15 protein-coding genes are annotated in these 15,228 nt (G+C 62.2%); 6 read left to right on the forward strand and 9 right to left on the reverse strand.

Annotation, left to right across the window (positions count from 1 at the left end; translation table 11 throughout):
• Positions 1-113 precede the first annotated feature (113 nt).
• On the reverse strand, positions 114-497 hold the full coding sequence (locus OSC50_RS06735; RefSeq protein ID WP_181076170.1) for a YbaN family protein: 384 nt from the start codon (positions 495-497) through the stop codon (positions 114-116).
• A gap of 20 nt (positions 498-517) precedes the next feature.
• The gene (locus tag OSC50_RS06740; RefSeq protein ID WP_253508779.1) at positions 518-1,105 is read right to left on the reverse strand and encodes a UPF0149 family protein; all 588 of its coding nucleotides are present in this window, start codon (positions 1,103-1,105) and stop codon (positions 518-520) included.
• Positions 1,106-1,379: 274 nt separating this feature from the next.
• Between OSC50_RS06740 and recQ the strand changes: the two genes are divergently transcribed.
• The gene (gene recQ, locus OSC50_RS06745) at positions 1,380-3,506 is read left to right on the forward strand and encodes a DNA helicase RecQ (RefSeq protein ID WP_181075903.1); all 2,127 of its coding nucleotides are present in this window, start codon (positions 1,380-1,382) and stop codon (positions 3,504-3,506) included.
• Positions 3,507-3,627: 121 nt separating this feature from the next.
• Positions 3,628-4,062 (forward strand): MarR family transcriptional regulator, encoded by a 435-nt coding sequence (locus OSC50_RS06750; RefSeq protein ID WP_181075901.1) that lies wholly within the window; start codon positions 3,628-3,630, stop codon positions 4,060-4,062.
• A 64-nt stretch (positions 4,063-4,126) separates the two neighbouring features.
• On the opposite strand, the gene OSC50_RS06755 is transcribed toward OSC50_RS06750, so the two are convergent.
• Entirely contained in the window at positions 4,127-6,316 is a 2,190-nt protein-coding gene (locus tag OSC50_RS06755) for a patatin-like phospholipase family protein (protein ID WP_266246287.1), read from the reverse strand.
• Between the two features lie 83 nt (positions 6,317-6,399).
• Here OSC50_RS06755 and OSC50_RS06760 point away from each other — a divergent pair, with 83 nt between their 5' ends.
• Positions 6,400-6,687 (forward strand): Rdx family protein, encoded by a 288-nt coding sequence (locus OSC50_RS06760; protein WP_181075898.1) that lies wholly within the window; start codon positions 6,400-6,402, stop codon positions 6,685-6,687.
• 39 nt (positions 6,688-6,726) lie between these two features.
• Here OSC50_RS06760 and OSC50_RS06765 read toward each other — a convergent pair whose 3' ends face one another.
• The 3 genes from OSC50_RS06765 to OSC50_RS06775 form a co-directional block, all read right to left on the reverse strand.
• On the reverse strand, positions 6,727-7,008 hold the full coding sequence (locus tag OSC50_RS06765) for a hypothetical protein (protein WP_181075896.1): 282 nt from the start codon (positions 7,006-7,008) through the stop codon (positions 6,727-6,729).
• A 130-nt stretch (positions 7,009-7,138) separates the two neighbouring features.
• Complete coding sequence (locus OSC50_RS06770) at positions 7,139-8,023, reverse strand: DMT family transporter (protein WP_253508773.1); 885 nt, start codon at positions 8,021-8,023, stop codon at positions 7,139-7,141.
• 99 nt (positions 8,024-8,122) lie between these two features.
• On the reverse strand, positions 8,123-8,872 hold the full coding sequence (locus tag OSC50_RS06775) for an AraC family transcriptional regulator (RefSeq protein WP_253508771.1): 750 nt from the start codon (positions 8,870-8,872) through the stop codon (positions 8,123-8,125).
• 137 nt (positions 8,873-9,009) lie between these two features.
• On the opposite strand from OSC50_RS06775, the gene OSC50_RS06780 reads away from it, so the two are divergent.
• The gene (locus OSC50_RS06780) at positions 9,010-9,828 is read left to right on the forward strand and encodes a UDP-2,3-diacylglucosamine diphosphatase (protein WP_253508770.1); all 819 of its coding nucleotides are present in this window, start codon (positions 9,010-9,012) and stop codon (positions 9,826-9,828) included.
• 76 nt (positions 9,829-9,904) lie between these two features.
• Here the strand turns inward: OSC50_RS06780 and OSC50_RS06785 are convergent, their stop codons facing one another.
• The 3 genes from OSC50_RS06785 to phhA all read right to left on the reverse strand — a co-directional run bounded on the left by OSC50_RS06785 (position 9,905) and on the right by phhA (position 12,345).
• The gene (locus OSC50_RS06785; protein ID WP_266246286.1) at positions 9,905-11,098 is read right to left on the reverse strand and encodes an amino acid aminotransferase; all 1,194 of its coding nucleotides are present in this window, start codon (positions 11,096-11,098) and stop codon (positions 9,905-9,907) included.
• Entirely contained in the window at positions 11,098-11,454 is a 357-nt protein-coding gene (locus tag OSC50_RS06790) for a 4a-hydroxytetrahydrobiopterin dehydratase (protein ID WP_003192995.1), read from the reverse strand. Before OSC50_RS06790 ends, OSC50_RS06785 begins: the two co-directional genes overlap by 1 nt.
• A gap of 99 nt (positions 11,455-11,553) precedes the next feature.
• Entirely contained in the window at positions 11,554-12,345 is a 792-nt protein-coding gene (gene phhA, locus OSC50_RS06795; RefSeq protein WP_253508767.1) for a phenylalanine 4-monooxygenase, read from the reverse strand.
• 258 nt (positions 12,346-12,603) lie between these two features.
• Here phhA and OSC50_RS06800 point away from each other — a divergent pair, with 258 nt between their 5' ends.
• Both OSC50_RS06800 and OSC50_RS06805 read left to right on the forward strand, forming a co-directional pair.
• Positions 12,604-14,166 carry a sigma-54-dependent transcriptional regulator gene (locus OSC50_RS06800; protein ID WP_181075885.1) on the forward strand — a complete coding sequence of 521 codons (1,563 nt, stop codon included), beginning with the start codon at positions 12,604-12,606 and terminating at the stop codon, positions 14,164-14,166.
• A gap of 265 nt (positions 14,167-14,431) precedes the next feature.
• Positions 14,432-15,172: a flagellar basal body rod protein FlgF gene (locus tag OSC50_RS06805; RefSeq protein ID WP_181075883.1), complete on the forward strand. Its 741-nt coding sequence runs from the start codon at positions 14,432-14,434 to the stop codon at positions 15,170-15,172.
• The last annotated feature ends 56 nt before the right edge of the window (positions 15,173-15,228 follow it).

The following is a 15,228-nucleotide window of genomic DNA, read 5'->3' on the forward strand; positions in this document are numbered from 1 at the left end:
TCCGAGCAAGGGAACACCCGGGCATTCCAGGCCCGGTGGGACAGTCTCGCATGATGCCTGGGGTTAGTCAGTGTCGACCAAGGTCGTGTGGGATCTTATGTCGCAGGCGGCGATCAGCGCGGCGGCAGGGTTTTCTGGCGCAGGATATAGATGCTGACCACCACCGCGCTGGTCAGCATGAAACCGCGTGCCCAGGGCAGCGGCACCAGATAGCAGGAGAGGCCGATGCTCAGCCACATCAGGCCGATGGCGTAGACCTTGCCTTTGAGCGGTATGCCATTGCCATCCAGGTAGTCACGGATCCACGGGCCCAGGCGCGGGTGCTCCACCAGCCACTGGTAGAAACGCGGGGAGCTTCGTGCAAAGCAGGCGGCGGCAAGCAAGAGGAATGGGGTGGTCGGTAGCACCGGCAGGAAAATGCCGATTACGCCCAACGCCACGCTCAGCCAGCCGATGGCCAGCAGCGCGTAGCGCAGGAGCGGCGAGCGCTTGCCCATGGGTGTCACGGGCAAGCGACTCAGTGGTGACGAGGCTTGAGGATCGCCGGTTTTTCGTCAGGAGCGTTGCACAGCAGGTACAGGGCGGTGAGGGCTTCCGGAATCTGTACGATCATGTCGTCCATCAGGTTGGCGTCGGCAGCGATGTCGGAAAATTCCGCCTCTTCTTCGAACAGGCCCGAACCGACCATGATCGGCAGCAGCATCTCGCTGACCTCTTCCTCGGCGGTTTCGAACCAGGCGGCTTCGCGCAGGAACACCCCTTCCATGAAACCGATGCACCAGCCGCGCAGGTCGGAGTCGTCCGGGTCGTCGCCCAGGTCCAGCTCGCACGGCAGCTCGAACTCCTCGTCGGACGCCAGTTGGCGACCGATGTGGGCCTTGAGGGCCAGCAGGGTGGATTCGATTTCTTCGCGTTGGGCGGCATCGGCGTAGTGCGGTTCTTCGGCAAACAGCGCGTCGATCCATTCGCGGTCCGGCACAACCTCGGAACAGATGGACAGGGCGGTCAGGTAGCCGTGGGCGGCTACATAGTCCAGCGCCTCCTCATGCAGCTCATCGGCGTCGAGGAAGGCTTGCAGGCGGGTTAGTTGCTCAGCGAAGGACATGAAGGACTACCTTGGGGATAAACGATGCTGAATTCTAGGCGTTCTTGCGCCCGCAGGCCAGCCGCCATGCATATTTGCCCGGTTTTAAAGACGGGCTGCAATTCGTCAGTGGCGCCCTTTGGCGGATGACGCTCGGGTATACTGCCGCGTTTTGTGATGCCCCTGCCGGCCTGGTTGCCACCCGAGAAAACTTCGCTTACGGATTATTTCCCGTGACACCGGTTTTTTTCGGCCAGCCTGTACAGAGGGTTTCGGTACTTTTTTGGAGTTCTACATGCTCGAGCAGGCTCAACGCGTCCTCAAGGACATCTTCGGCTACGACAGTTTTCGTGGCCGTCAGGGTGCGATCATTGAGCGCGTGGCCAGTGGTGGCGATGCCCTGGTCCTGATGCCTACCGGCGGCGGCAAATCGTTGTGCTTCCAGGTGCCGGCGCTGTTGCGCAACGGGCTGGCGGTGGTGGTGTCGCCGTTGATCGCCTTGATGGACGACCAGGTGGCGACCCTTGAGGAACTCGGCGTGGCCGCCGCATCCCTGAACTCCACCCTCAGCGCCGAGCAGCAACGCGACCTGGCCGCGCGGATCAAGCGTGGTGAAGTCAAAATGCTCTACCTCGCTCCTGAGCGCCTGGTGCAGCCGCGCATGCTGGCGTTCCTGCAGAGCCTGGAGATTGCCTTGTTCGCCATTGACGAAGCGCACTGCGTATCGCAATGGGGCCACGATTTCCGTCGCGAATATTTGCAGCTGGGTCAGTTGGCGGAGCTGTTCCCCGACGTGCCGCGCATTGCCCTGACGGCCACTGCGGACAAGCGTACCCGCGAAGAAATCGTCGAGCGCCTGCACTTGCAGAACGCCGAACGCTTCCTGTCGAGCTTCGACCGCCCGAATATCTTCTACCGCATCGTGCCCAAGGAGCAGCCGCGCAAGCAGTTGCTGGCATTCCTGTCCGAGCGGCGCAGCGATGCGGGCATCGTCTACTGCCTGTCGCGTAAAAAGGTCGATGAAGTTGCTGCCTTCCTGTGCGAGCAGGGCTACCCGGCATTGCCTTACCACGCCGGCCTGCCAAACGACCTGCGTGCCTATCACCAGAAGCGCTTCCTCAACGAGGAGGGCCTGATCATGGTGGCGACCATCGCGTTCGGCATGGGGATCGACAAATCCAACGTGCGCTTCGTGGCCCACATGGACCTGCCCAAGTCGCTCGAGGCCTATTACCAGGAAACCGGACGTGCCGGCCGAGATGGCCTGCCGGCGGATGCGTGGATGGTCTACGGCCTGCAGGACGTGGTGATGCTCAAGCAGATGCTGCAGAACTCCGAAGGCGATGAACGCCACAAGCGCCTGGAGCAGCACAAGCTCGACGCCATGCTTTCGCTGTGCGAGGAAACCCGCTGCCGTCGTCAGACCTTGCTGGCCTATTTCGACGAAGATATGCCCGAGCCTTGCGGCCATTGCGACAACTGCGTGGACGGCGTGCAGACCTGGGACGCCACCGAGCCGGCGCGCCAGGGCCTGTCGGCCATTTATCGTACCGGCCAGCGTTATGGCGTGGGTCATCTGGTGGATGTGTTGCTGGGTAAGGACAACGAAAAGATTCGCAGCTTCGGCCATGAAAAACTCTCGGTGTACGGCGTCGGCAAAGCGCGCGCAGAAGGCGAGTGGCGCTCGTTGTTCCGGCAGATGGTCGCTCGCGGCCTGGTAGACATCGATCTTGAAGGGTATGGCGGGCTGCGCCTCAACGACAGTTGCCGGCCGCTGCTCAAGGGCGAAGTGAGCCTGCAATTGCGCCGCGACCTCAAGCCGCAGACCACCGCCAAAAGCAGCACCAGCCAGGCCAGCCAATTGGTGCGCGGGGAAGAGCGCGAACAGTGGGAAGCCTTGCGCACCCTGCGGCGCAAACTGGCGCAGGAACACAGCGTGCCGCCCTATGTCATCTTTCCCGACTCCACCTTGCTGGAGATGCTGCGCGAGCAGCCCACCACGCTGGCGGAAATGGCGCGTGTCAGCGGCGTGGGGGCGCGCAAGCTGGAGCGCTATGGCCAAGCCTTCCTTGAAGTACTCGGTGGCCAGGCCGAAGCGCCCAAGGAAGTGGCCGACATTCGCCATGAATTGATCAGCCTGGCCCGTGCGGGCATGACCCCTATCCAGATCGCGGGGCAGTTGCAATGCTCGGAAAAAAACGTCTACACCTTGCTGGCCGAATCCATTGGCAAGCAGCAGCTGTCCCTGGAGCAGGCGCTTGATTTACCGGAAGATTTGCTCGGTGAAATACAGGACGCTTTCCTCGACGGCGAAGGCGAATTGCCACCGGTGACGGAGATTGCACCGTTGTTTACCGGCCGCGTGCCTGAGGGTGTTCTGTACTGCGTACGCGCCGCTTTGCAGTCGGAATTCGAAATTTAGTGTGCCAATTACGACAATGTAACGAATCAGTACATGGCCACTCTTGCCTATGGGCAAGGCTCATGCTTAGCTGACTAATAATTAGCCACATTTTATTTTCAGTCTAAAACATGAGTTTTTTATGCCGTTAACCGATCAACACCGTTTTGGCATGCAACTGGCGCAAATGTCCCGAGGTTGGCGCGCCGAACTGGACCGCCGTTTGGCGGGTCTGGGCCTGTCACAGGCGCGTTGGCTGGTGCTGTTGCACCTGGCCCGTTTCGAGGAAGCCCCCACTCAACGTGAACTGGCGCAAAGCGTCGGGGTGGAAGGGCCGACCCTTGCACGACTGCTCGACAGCCTCGAAGGCCAGGGCCTGGTGCAACGCCAGGCTGTGCTGGAGGATCGACGTGCCAAGCGCATCCTCCTGTGCGACAGCGCGCGGCCGTTGATCGATCAGATTGAAACCATCGCCACCGCCTTGCGCCATGAACTGTTCGTGGGCGTGGATGAGGCGGACCTGCGAGTGTGCATGCGTGTGCACGGGCATATTCTGGCGAATCTGGAAAAGTCCTGAGCCTCAGCAGGCCGAGCTTGTTGTGGTGAGCCCGCTCACCACAAATAAATAGCTTGCCGAGCCCTTAAAAGGTCTGCCCCAGGTTCAGGTAAACCGCTCTCTGGTTGTCATCGTTAAACCCGTAACTGAAATTCAGCGGCCCCAACGGCGTGTCGAAGCCCAGGAAAATGCTGGCTGCGTTGATGTAACCGCTATCAAATTCATTGTCATTGTTCCACGCCCGTCCGCGCTCCAGGGATGCGCCCAGATACAGCGGGAAATCCAGCGGCAAGTACGAGCGCGGTGTCAGCCGGCGGTAGTACACCGCGCGCATCAGGCTGATGTTCTGCCCCGAAATCGCGTCCTGGCGAAAGCCTGAGAGCTGCCGCGCGCCGCCGAGCAGGAAGCTGGAAATCACCACGTCCGAATCGTCCAGAGTGCGTCCGTAGCGCCCGCCCAGCACCAAGGTGTCAGGGCCGTGGCTCATGGCTTTGTCCAGCTTGAATTCCCATTGGCGGTAGCGCTGGTCCGAACCCAGGCCGGGTTCGAATTCGCGGTAGGCCAGGCCGATGTCCTCCCCCGTGTGGGGGAAGTACACGTTGTCCAGAGAGTCGAAGGAGTATTTCAGTTCGTAGAAACCCTCGTTGAAGCTCACGCTCGGCAGGTCGCGGTCGCCGATGCGCACGTCGGCCTGGCCCCAGGCCTCGCCGATGCCGAAGCGGATCTCGCCGCTGTTGCCGATCTGCCGTCCCACATTCAGGCCAAAACCGTAGCGTTCCAGGCGGTATTCGGAGATCGGGTCGTTGTCCATGATCAGCTCCACGTTCTGCGCCTGGGCACTGATATACGGCGCGACGAAGTACCGCGAGCCAGCGTCCATCGGTTGGTAGAACTCGCTGTACAGTTCCTGGCGATCGCCGATCTGCACCCGCGTCAGCCATTCCGCGCCGAGGCGGTTGATACCATTGACGCGGTAGCTGGCGCCGAGGTTGAAGGCGCTGTCGCCACGCATGTCATCCGACAGGTTAAGCCCCAGGCGCAGGTAGTCGGTGCCGCTGCGTTTGCCGCGCGCGCTGATCACCAGGGTGTTGTCCTGGCCTTTCTTGATGACGCGGTACTGCACCTGGTCGAAATAATCCAGGCCATACAAGGTGCCCATGTCGCTTTGCAGGCGCCCTAGATTGAGCGGTTCGCCCAAGTCTTGGCGAATGTAATAGCGGATCACATCGTCACTGACTTTCGAGTCGTTTTCCACGCGGATGGCGGTGATCACCGGCGTGCGCTCACCCGGCGTACGTGCGGCCACCAGTTGCGGGTCAACCGGCGCAGCGGGGCGCAGGTGTGCCAGGCGCACGTCGAGGGCGCGGGTGGCGCGGTAACCGGCGTCGATCATGTCCTTGGCGCGACCGAAATCGGTCACCCCGTAGGCAGCCAACGGCGGTTGGATCAACACGTCCCTGGGTTGCAGGGCCTTGAGTTGTTCTTCGGAATTGCGCCGGGTCATCAGCGTGATGGACTGGTTGAGCACATCCACCACCGTGGCCAGTTGCTTGCGAGCGCGCAGCGGCGTGCCGATGTCCACCACGATGGCGATATCCACGCCCATCTCCCGCGCGACATCCAGCGGGATGTTATCGGTCATGCCGCCGTCCACCAGCAACCGACCGTCCAGCTCGACCGGCGCGAACACCGCCGGGATCGACATACTCGCGCGGATCACCTTGGGCAAATGGCCCTTGCGGAAGACGACTTTTTCGCCGGTGGTGATATCGGTGGCCACCGCGCGGAAAGGGATCGGCAGTTTGTCGAAGTCGCGGGTGTCGCTGCTGTGGGCGAACATGCTTTCCAGCAGCAGGGCCAGGTTCTGGCCCTGGATCACCCCCAGCGGCAGGCCGAGGCTGCCGTCGTCGCGGAAACTGAGCTTCTGCTTGATCAGGAAATCGCGGTCATCCTGCTTGCGGCGAAACGGCACATCTTCGCGCGGCGGCGCGTCGGACAGCGCCTGTTGCCAATCGATGTTGAGCGCCAGTTTTTCCAGCTCGTCGATCTTGTAGCCGGAGGCATACAGCCCGCCGATCACCGCGCCCATGCTGGTGCCGGCGATCGCGTCGATCTGGATACCTTGCTCTTCCAGGGCCTTGAGCACACCGATATGCGCCAAGCCACGGGCGGCGCCGCCGGACAGCACCAGGCCGACCTTTGGGCGTGGTATGTCGACGGCGTGCGCGAGGAGGGGCAGCAGACACAGGAACAGGCAGGACAACAGGCGGCGCATCTTGATCTCGGGGCTGGACGATAAAGGCGGCTATTATAGCCACCCGATCCTCCGCGCCCGTCATGCCAGGAACCTGTCAAATTATGTCTTCGATCAAACCCGAGGTCGTCATCACGTATTGCACCCAATGCCAGTGGTTGCTGCGCGCCGCGTGGCTGGCCCAGGAGCTGTTGAGCACATTTGCCGATGACCTGGGCAAAGTCTCGCTGGTGCCTGCAACCGGTGGGGCGTTTCAGATCACCTGCGACGGCGTGCAGCTCTGGGAGCGTAAAGCCGATGGCGGTTTTCCCGAAGCCAAGGAGCTTAAAAAGCGCGTACGTGACCAGATCGACCCGGCGCGCGACCTTGGCCACAACGACCGGACGCAATAAAAACGGTCACCGCAGCGAACGGCACGGCGACCGTGATTGCTATTTGGCGGTCATCTTTTGCTTGATGAAGCCGACCACCCAGGTCAGCACCAGGCCACCGACACCGCCGCCGGCGATGTTGCCGCCGATGGCCGCGACATCCAGCGGTTCGCCGCCTGAGGTGCCGGTCAGCGCGGCGACGACCTGGCCCAGCAGCAACCCGCCGACGCCACCGAGCAGCGTGTTGAGCCCGGTCCCCAGGCTCTGTTTGGTCATGCCGGCGATATTGCCGCCAATGATGCCGCTGATGATCTGAACCAATACATTGATGAGCATTTCCATGATCAATTCCTGCGTAGCGTTAAGGGAGCGACCCCGCGCCGGCAGCAATGGCGGAACATGCCCTGGCTGTCGTCGAGGAATCGATATCCGTTGAACGACGACAGACTGTTGCGGATGCCAGGAGTATAGATCAGGCGGCTGCGGTGGGCTGTTTTGCCGGGGCGGCGCTGCCCATCAGGCCGGAAATCACGATCGCGACGATGATCAACGCACCGCCCAACAGCATGCGCAGGGTCGGGGTTTCGGCAAACAGCAGCCATGCGGCGGTGATGCCGTAGACCGGCTCCATGGCAAACACCACCGACGCCGTGCGCGCCTTGATGACCGCCAGGCTCGCCACGAACAAACTGTGGGCCAGGCCGGTGCAGAACACCCCGAGCAGGCCGATCCACAACCAATCCAGCGCGCGCACATCCGCCAGGCCCGGAGCCGCCACCGGCAACAGGCACACCGCTACCACCAGGTTCTGGCACAGTGCCGCCTGCACCGCCGGGATGCGCCCGGAGCCGGCACGGTTGTTCAACGACAACAGGGAAAACAGCAAACCCGAAGCGATGCCCCAGAGCAGACCGCCCGTGGCCTCGCTGGCCAGGTTGAAGTCGGGTGTCACCAGCACCAGGCCGACTGTGACCAGCACCACGAGCAGCCCTTCGTTGGCGCGGATACGTTCGCGAAAAATCAACCCTTCCAGGATCACGGTGAAGGCCGGGAACGCGGTAAAGCCCAGCGTCGCCACCGCTACGCCCGCCACCTTCACCGCGATAAAGAACGTTACCCAGTGGGCCGCCAGCAACACGCCGCTGAGCAGCAGCCGCCGCCCATCGCGGCGCTCAAGGCGCTTCCATGGGGTGCGGCTGGCGAACCGGGCGAACATCGCCAGGGCAAGCACCGCGAACAGCGCCCGGCCGAATACGATGATCGCCGGCGAGGCAGCCGCCAGTTTGCCGAATACGCCGGTGAGGCCAAACATCAATGCGCCGATATGCAGGGCGCCCAGGGCTGTGCGGGGAGTCATTGCGATCCTTCAAACCACGAGAGTGACAGCTCGCAGTCTAGTGGCTTGGGGTAGCGGGCGTCTGTCGTGGGGCTCGCGCGTTTTAGCGCAGGACTCGCCCTATGACGAGCGCCGCAAGGTTCCGGGAGACGCGCCGAACTCACGCAACATGGCGGCCGCGAATGCGCTTTGCGAGGCATAGCCGACGCGCTCGGCGATTTCACCGATGGGCAGCGCCGTGTCCTGCAGCAGGCGCCGTGCCTTGTGCAGGCGACGGCTGCGGATGTAGTCCATGGGCGTCTGACCGCACTCGGCGACAAATCGCGCATGCAGGCGTGCCACCGACAGGCCGGCGATGCGCGCCAGGTCGGCCACCTGCAGAGGGTGCGACACGTGCCGCTCGATATGCGCATTGAAGGCTGCATAAGGCAGGCGTCGACCTGGCACGGGCTGGGCCTGCGGATGGTTGAGGCTGGCGAGCAGCAATACCGCGCCTTGCTGCACCATCAGCGGGTCGTCCACCGGGCTCTGGGCGAGCCACTGCACCAACTGGTGCTGGCGGGCATCCAGGGCCAGGCGCGCCGGCTGGTCAAGCAGCCGGCGGCTGGCGTCCGCGTGCTCGCCCAGAGACTGCACTACCCAGTGTTCGGTGGGTACGTCCAGCACCAGGCAGCGACTGCCATCGCGACTGCCACAGGCATGGTGGGCGGAGTAGGGCAGCACCATCACGCTGCTCTCGCGCACCTGGCTGCCATGACCATCGACCTCCAGGTCCAGATGGCCGGACAGCCCGAATACCAGTTGCGCATGCTCATGGCTGTGGGCGATGGGCGCTTCGAGGTAGTGGCGTAGGGTGAGGGCCGGTCTCATCACGGTCTCCTGGGCGGCGAGGCGCCAGTCTACAACGCATCGCGGGCGCCGGTCGCTGTCATCAGACTGACCCACACTTGTCATAGGGCATTAACCGCCATGGCGCAAGCTCGCGAAAACACCGTCGAGGGATGCCCATGACCAGTGCCGAGTTCGCCAAGCCCAGCCGCAAGCAACGGGTGCGTACCCTGTGGATTTCCGATGTGCATCTGGGCACCCGGGATTGCCAGGCTGAACATCTCTCGCAGTTTCTCAAGGGCTACCATGCCGACAAGGTCTATCTGGTGGGCGACATTATCGACGGCTGGAAAATGCGCGGCGGCATGTACTGGCCCCAGGCGCATACCAACGTAATCCGCCGTCTGCTGACCATGGCCAAGCGTGGCACCGAGGTGATCTACGTCACCGGCAACCACGATGAATTCCTGCGCCGTTATTCCAAGCTGATCCTGGGCAATATCCAGTTGGTCGACGAAGCCGTGCATGTGACCGCCGATGGTCGCCACCTGCTGGTGATTCACGGCGACCAATTTGACGTGATTACCCGTTATCACCGCTGGCTGGCGTTTCTCGGCGACTCGGCCTACGAATTCACCCTCACCTTGAACCGCTGGTTAAACCACTGGCGCGCGCGCTATGGCTATGGCTACTGGTCGCTGTCGGCGTACCTCAAGCATAAGGTCAAGACGGCGGTGAGTTTCATCAGCGATTTTGAAGAAGCGATCGCCCACGAAGTGACGCGGCGTGAACTGCATGGGGTGGTGTGCGGGCATATCCACCACGCGGAGATTCGCAAGGTGGGCGAGGTGGATTACCTCAACTGCGGGGACTGGGTGGAGTCGTGCACGGCGTTGATTGAACATTGGGATGGCAGTATCGAGTTGTATCGATTGGCGGATGCCCAGGCCAAAGAAGCGCAACTGAAGGCCGAGGTGGCTCAGGCACACATTCTGTAACTTCAGATCGCTATCGGGGGCTTGCCCCCGATAGCGGTGTATCAGTCAACCGGTGACTGACTTAGATGCGCAGTGTTCAGTTGCAGACGTCGGCAATCGCCTCGGCCAGCAACGCCAAGCGTGTCGCATCAATCCCAGCCACATTGGCCCGCCCCGAACTGACCATATACACGCTGTGCTTCTCGCGCAGTTGCTTGACCTGCTCGGCACTCAGGCCGGTATAGGAAAACATCCCGCGTTGCGCGCCAATGTGCGCGAACCGCTCGGATAAACCGTGAGGTGTCAGAGCCTCCACCAGCCCGGAGCGCAACTGCGCAATGCGCGCCCGCATGGCTTCGACTTCCTCACTCCACTGCTGTTTCAGCTTGGCATCGCCGAGGATGGTCGCCACCACCGCCGCGCCGTGATCCGGCGGGGTCGACCACAGATTGCGCGCGATGTTGGCCAATTGGCTGCGCACATCCGTGAGTTTCTCGGCATCCGCCGCACACACAATCAGCGCGCCGACACGGTCGCGATAGAGGCCGAAGTTCTTCGAGCAGGAACTGGTGATCAGCACTTCCGGCAGTTCGGCGGCAAACAGGCGCACGGCCCACGCGTCCTGCTCCAGGCCATCGCCGAAGCCCTGGTAGGCGAAGTCGATCAGCGGCAGCAGGTGCCGTTCGCGCACGATCTCCAACACCCGGCGCCAATCGTCGTGGGACAGATCGAAGCCGGTCGGGTTATGACAGCAGGCGTGGAGCAGCACCACATCGCCTTGCGGCACGGTGGCGAGGGTGGTCAGCATCGCCGCCACATCCAGGCGGTTATCGGCGCCCACGTAGGGGTAATGGCTGACCTTGAGCCCGGCCTTGGCGAAGATGGTTTCGTGGATCGGCCAGGTCGGGTTGCTCAGCCAGACGCCGCGGCCCGGCAGGTTGGCGGCGATAAAGTCGGCACTCAAACGCAGCGCGCCGGTGCCGCCCGGCGTCTGGGTCGCGCCCGCACGCCGCCCGTGCAACAGCGCGGAGTCGGCGCCCAGCACCAGCTCGCTGATCAGTTGGCCGAACGCGGCGTCACCGTGACCGCCGATGTAGGTCTTGGTGGTTTGCCGGTCTACCAGGCGCTGTTCGGCAAGTTTTACCGACGGCGGAATCGGCGTCAGGCCCTGGTCGTCCTTGTACACGCCCACGCCCAGGTCGAACTTGTTCGGATTGGCATCCTGGGCGTACAGGTCCATCAGCCCCAGGATCGGATCGCCGGGCACGCGGCCAATGGCGTCGAAATGCATTACTTGCGGCCCTCGGCGGTCTTGGCCACTTCATCGGTGCGCGCGGCCATGATGAAGTCGTTGCGGTGGAGGCCCTTGATGGAGTGGCTCCACCAGGTCACGGTGACTTTGCCCCATTCAGTCAGCAGGCCAGGGTGATGGCCTTCGGCTTCGGAGATCTCACCCATGGCGTTGGTAAAGGCCAGGGCAAACTTGAAGTTCTTGAACAGGAAAACCTTTTCCAGCTGCATCACGCCGTCACGCACCTCGATGTTCCAGTCGGGGATCTGCTTGATCAGCACCGGCAGTTCTTCGTCGCTGACTTGCGGGGCATCGGCGCGGCAGGCTTCGCAGTGGGCTTGGTTCAAGGTGGTCATGTGCAAGTGTCCTGAATTCGAATAGGTAGAGGTCAGTGGCGTTACCCTAAAGCAACGCGCGGCCAGGGAACAGACTCACCTGGCCTTAAAAGGCGCGGTTCAAGCGGCCTTTGGTTTGGGCGCAAATTTCGGCGCATGCAGACCCAACTGCATGCCGCGCTCGACCATGCCCATGATGTCTTCCTGCGCCACCTCGAACAGACGCTTGAGGTCGGGCAGCACGAAGTACAGCGGTTGCAGGATGTCGATGCGGTACGGCGTGCGCATCGCTTCCAACGGGTCGAAGGCTTGATGCTCGGGCTCGGAGGACAGGCTGTACACCGTCTCCTTGGGCGACGACAGAATCCCGCCGCCGTAGATGCGCCGGCCGGCCGGGGTATCTACCAGACCGAACTCGATGGTCATCCAGTACAGGCGCGCCAGGTAGACCCGTTGCTCCTTGGTCGCCGCCAGGCCGAGCTTGCCGTAAGTGTGGGTGAATTCGGCGAACCAGGGGTTGGTCAGGAGCGGGCAGTGGCCGAAGATCTCGTGGAAAATATCCGGCTCTTGCAGGTAGTCCAATTCTTCACGGGTGCGAATAAAAGTGGCCACCGGAAACCGTTTGCTGGCGAGTAATTCGAAAAAAGTCTGGAAGGGAATCAGCGCCGGCACGCGGGCGACTTGCCAGCCGGTGGTCTCGGCCAACACCTGGTTGATCTCGCCCAGTTGCGGAATGCGGTCAAGGGGCAGACCGAGCTTGTCGATGCCGTCCAGGTATTCCTGACAGGCGCGGCCCTCAATCACCTTCAACTGACGTGTGATCAGGGTGTTCCACACCGCATGTTCTTCCGGCGGATAGTGGATAAAACCTTGCGCGTCGGGCTCGCGGGCCACGTAGTGCGTCTGCTTCATACGGCTCTCCTGCTAGGCATTCATTCTTGTTATGTCCTGCGATGGGTCTATTGATAACCCGTTCAGGCTTGCGTGCCAGCCACCTGCCGCGCGCCTGCGTAGGAATATTTACTGATATTCGTAAACTAATCGTTACGCACACGCCGTTGCGCGCAGTGTTGGGCTGGGAAATGTGCCTGGACTGTCACATAATCTTGACGACTATCTGCGCCCAGCAACAAAAAGCCGCGGCGCCTCCCCACTTTTCGGGCCTCTTTCATGCGTATCAAAGTGCATTGCCAGAACCGCATCGGCATCCTGCGGGACATTCTCAACCTGTTGGTGGAATACGGCGTCAACGTCGCCAAGGGCGAGGTCGGCGGCGAGCACGGCAATGCCATCTACCTGTTTTGCCCGAACCTGGTGAATATGCAGTTTCAGGCCCTGCGCCCGCAGTTCGAAGCGATTGCCGGGGTGTTCGGCGTCAAGCGGGTCGGGCTGATGCCCAGCGAGCGGCGACACATGGAACTCAACGCCTTGCTGGGCGCGCTGGAGTTTCCGGTGCTGTCGATCGACATGGGCGGCTCCATCGTGGCGGCCAACCGCGCAGCGGCGCAGTTACTCGGCGTGCGGGTCGATGAGGTGCCCGGTATCCCGCTGTCGCGCTACGCCGAGGATTTCGATTTGCCGGAACTGGTGCGCGCCAGCAAGTCGCGGATCAACGGCTTGCGGGTCAAGGTCAAGGGCGACGTGTTCCTGGCGGATATCGCGCCGCTGCAATCCTCCGAGCACGATGACAGTGAAGCCATGGCCGGTGCCGTGCTGACCCTGCACCGCGCTGACCGCGTCGGCGAGCGTATCTACAATGTGCGCAAGCAGGAGCTGCGCGGCTTTGACAGTATTTTCCAAAGCTCCAAGGTCATGGCTGCGGTGGTGCGTGAAGCACGCCGTATGGCCCCGTTGGACGCCCCTCTATTAATAGAAGGCGAAACCGGTACCGGCAAGGAACTGTTGGCCCGCGCCTGCCACTTGGCCAGTCCGCGCGGGCAATCGCCGCTGATGGCGCTCAATTGCGCCGGCCTGCCCGAGTCGATGGCCGAGACCGAACTGTTCGGTTACGGCCCCGGTGCCTTCGAAGGCGCGCGGGCCGAAGGCAAGTTGGGGCTGTTGGAGCTGACTGCGGGCGGTACGTTGTTTCTGGATGGCGTAGGTGAAATGAGCGCGCGCCTGCAGGTGAAATTGCTGCGCTTTTTGCAGGACGGTTGCTTCCGTCGTGTCGGCAGTGACGAGGAGGTCTACCTGGATGTGCGGGTGATCTGCGCCACCCAGGTGGATCTGTCCGAACTCTGCGCGCGCGGCGAATTCCGCCAGGACCTTTATCACCGCCTCAATGTGCTGTCGCTGCACATCCCGCCGCTGCGCGAATGCCTCGACGGCCTCGCGCCCCTGGTGGAGCACTTTCTCGACCAGGCCAGCCGCCAGATCGGCTGCCCGCTGCCCAGGTTGGCGCCGGCGGCGATGGATCGCCTCAGCCATTACCATTGGCCGGGCAATGTGCGGCAGCTGGAAAACGTGCTGTTTCAGGCGGTGTCGTTGTGCGAGGGCGGCACGGTCAAGGCTGAGCATATTCGCTTGCCGGATTACGGCGTGCGTCAGCCGCTTGGCGATTTTTCCCTGGAGGGCAGCTTGGAGGCGATCGTCGGGCGTTTCGAGAAGGCGGTGCTGGAGAGCCTGTACGCCGAGCACCCGAGCAGTCGGCAATTGGGCAAGCGACTGGGGGTATCGCACACCACCGTCGCCAACAAATTGCGCGATTACGACATCTTCAAGACCGAAAAATAATCAACTGGCACAGCGGGGGCACAAATGAGGGAGGGGCAAGCCTCCTCCCACATGGGTTCTCTGTCACCCATAGCCCGGGTACTTGCCGTAAGCGGCATAAGTCCGCCGTTTTTTCGACTCCCACCCCGGCGCCTTTATTGAGGCTTGCCGCCAAACCCCCGTCCCGCCTGGACTTTCCTGACTTTTCAAAAGTTGGTTCGCTAATTGCTTAAGCCTCATCAGTACAGCGGTGGGCGGCAAGCGTCCGTCAGAAAGAGGAAAGAGCGTGGACAAGTACCTTTACGTGGCAATGACCGGCGCCAGCCAGAATGCTCTGGCGCAGAAGGCCCATGCCAACAACCTGGCGAACATTTCCACCAACGGTTTCCAACGTGACCTTGAGCAGGCGCGTTCGATGCCGGTGTTTGGTGACAGCTTTCCGGCGCGGGCTTTTGCCATGACCGAGCGTCCCGCCACCGACTTCAGCCCCGGCGCGATGATCGAGACAGGGCGCGACCTCGACGTGGCCGTCAACGGCAACGGCTGGATGGCCGTGCAGACCCCGGACGGCGGCGAAGCTTATGTGCGCAGCGCCAGCATGAACGTGGACGCCCTGGGCGTGCTGCGTGCCGGTAACGGCATGCCGATCATGGGCAACGGTGGCCCGATCGCGGTGCCGCCGCAGCAGAAAATCGAAGTCGGCGCCGACGGCACCATCAGCATCCGCGCCATGGGCGAAGGCCCGCGGGTAATGGCCGAAGTGGACCGCATCAAGCTGGTTCAGCCGGACTTGAAGAACATGAATAAAGGCCTGGATGGCACCATCCATACCAAGGATGGCCAACCGGCCCAGGCCGATGCGGGCGTCAGGCTGACCTCGGGGTTCCTGCAGGCGAGCAACGTCAATGCCGTGGAAGAGATGACGGCGGTGCTGGCGCTTTCCAAACAGTTCGAGCTGCACGTCAAGATGATGAACAGCGCCAAGGAAGACGACCAGGCCATGACGCGCGTCATGCAGATGAGCTGATTGCGGTTTCACTGAACCACTAATTTTGCAGCGCAGCGCCAACAAACAGGCGCACG

The organism is Pseudomonas quebecensis, from assembly GCF_026410085.1.
GTDB classification, from domain to species: domain Bacteria; phylum Pseudomonadota; class Gammaproteobacteria; order Pseudomonadales; family Pseudomonadaceae; genus Aquipseudomonas; species Aquipseudomonas quebecensis.

Excerpts from the sequence above, each read along its gene's own strand:
- OSC50_RS06760 (WP_181075898.1), top strand. The coding sequence starts at position 6,400 with ATGTCTTCGATCAAACCCGAGGTCGTCATCACGTATTGCACCCAATGC.
- OSC50_RS06790 (WP_003192995.1), bottom strand. The coding sequence starts at position 11,454 with ATGACCACCTTGAACCAAGCCCACTGCGAAGCCTGCCGCGCCGATGCC.
- phhA (WP_253508767.1), bottom strand. The coding sequence starts at position 12,345 with ATGAAGCAGACGCACTACGTGGCCCGCGAGCCCGACGCGCAAGGTTTT.
- OSC50_RS06780 (WP_253508770.1), top strand. The coding sequence starts at position 9,010 with ATGACCAGTGCCGAGTTCGCCAAGCCCAGCCGCAAGCAACGGGTGCGT.
- OSC50_RS06735 (WP_181076170.1), bottom strand. The coding sequence starts at position 497 with ATGGGCAAGCGCTCGCCGCTCCTGCGCTACGCGCTGCTGGCCATCGGC.
- OSC50_RS06775 (WP_253508771.1), bottom strand. The coding sequence starts at position 8,872 with ATGAGACCGGCCCTCACCCTACGCCACTACCTCGAAGCGCCCATCGCC.
- OSC50_RS06770 (WP_253508773.1), bottom strand. The coding sequence starts at position 8,023 with ATGACTCCCCGCACAGCCCTGGGCGCCCTGCATATCGGCGCATTGATG.
- OSC50_RS06740 (WP_253508779.1), bottom strand. The coding sequence starts at position 1,105 with ATGTCCTTCGCTGAGCAACTAACCCGCCTGCAAGCCTTCCTCGACGCC.
- OSC50_RS06750 (WP_181075901.1), top strand. The coding sequence starts at position 3,628 with ATGCCGTTAACCGATCAACACCGTTTTGGCATGCAACTGGCGCAAATG.
- OSC50_RS06785 (WP_266246286.1), bottom strand. The coding sequence starts at position 11,098 with ATGCATTTCGACGCCATTGGCCGCGTGCCCGGCGATCCGATCCTGGGG.
- OSC50_RS06755 (WP_266246287.1), bottom strand. The coding sequence starts at position 6,316 with ATGCGCCGCCTGTTGTCCTGCCTGTTCCTGTGTCTGCTGCCCCTCCTC.
- OSC50_RS06800 (WP_181075885.1), top strand. The coding sequence starts at position 12,604 with ATGCGTATCAAAGTGCATTGCCAGAACCGCATCGGCATCCTGCGGGAC.
- recQ (WP_181075903.1), top strand. The coding sequence starts at position 1,380 with ATGCTCGAGCAGGCTCAACGCGTCCTCAAGGACATCTTCGGCTACGAC.
- OSC50_RS06765 (WP_181075896.1), bottom strand. The coding sequence starts at position 7,008 with ATGGAAATGCTCATCAATGTATTGGTTCAGATCATCAGCGGCATCATT.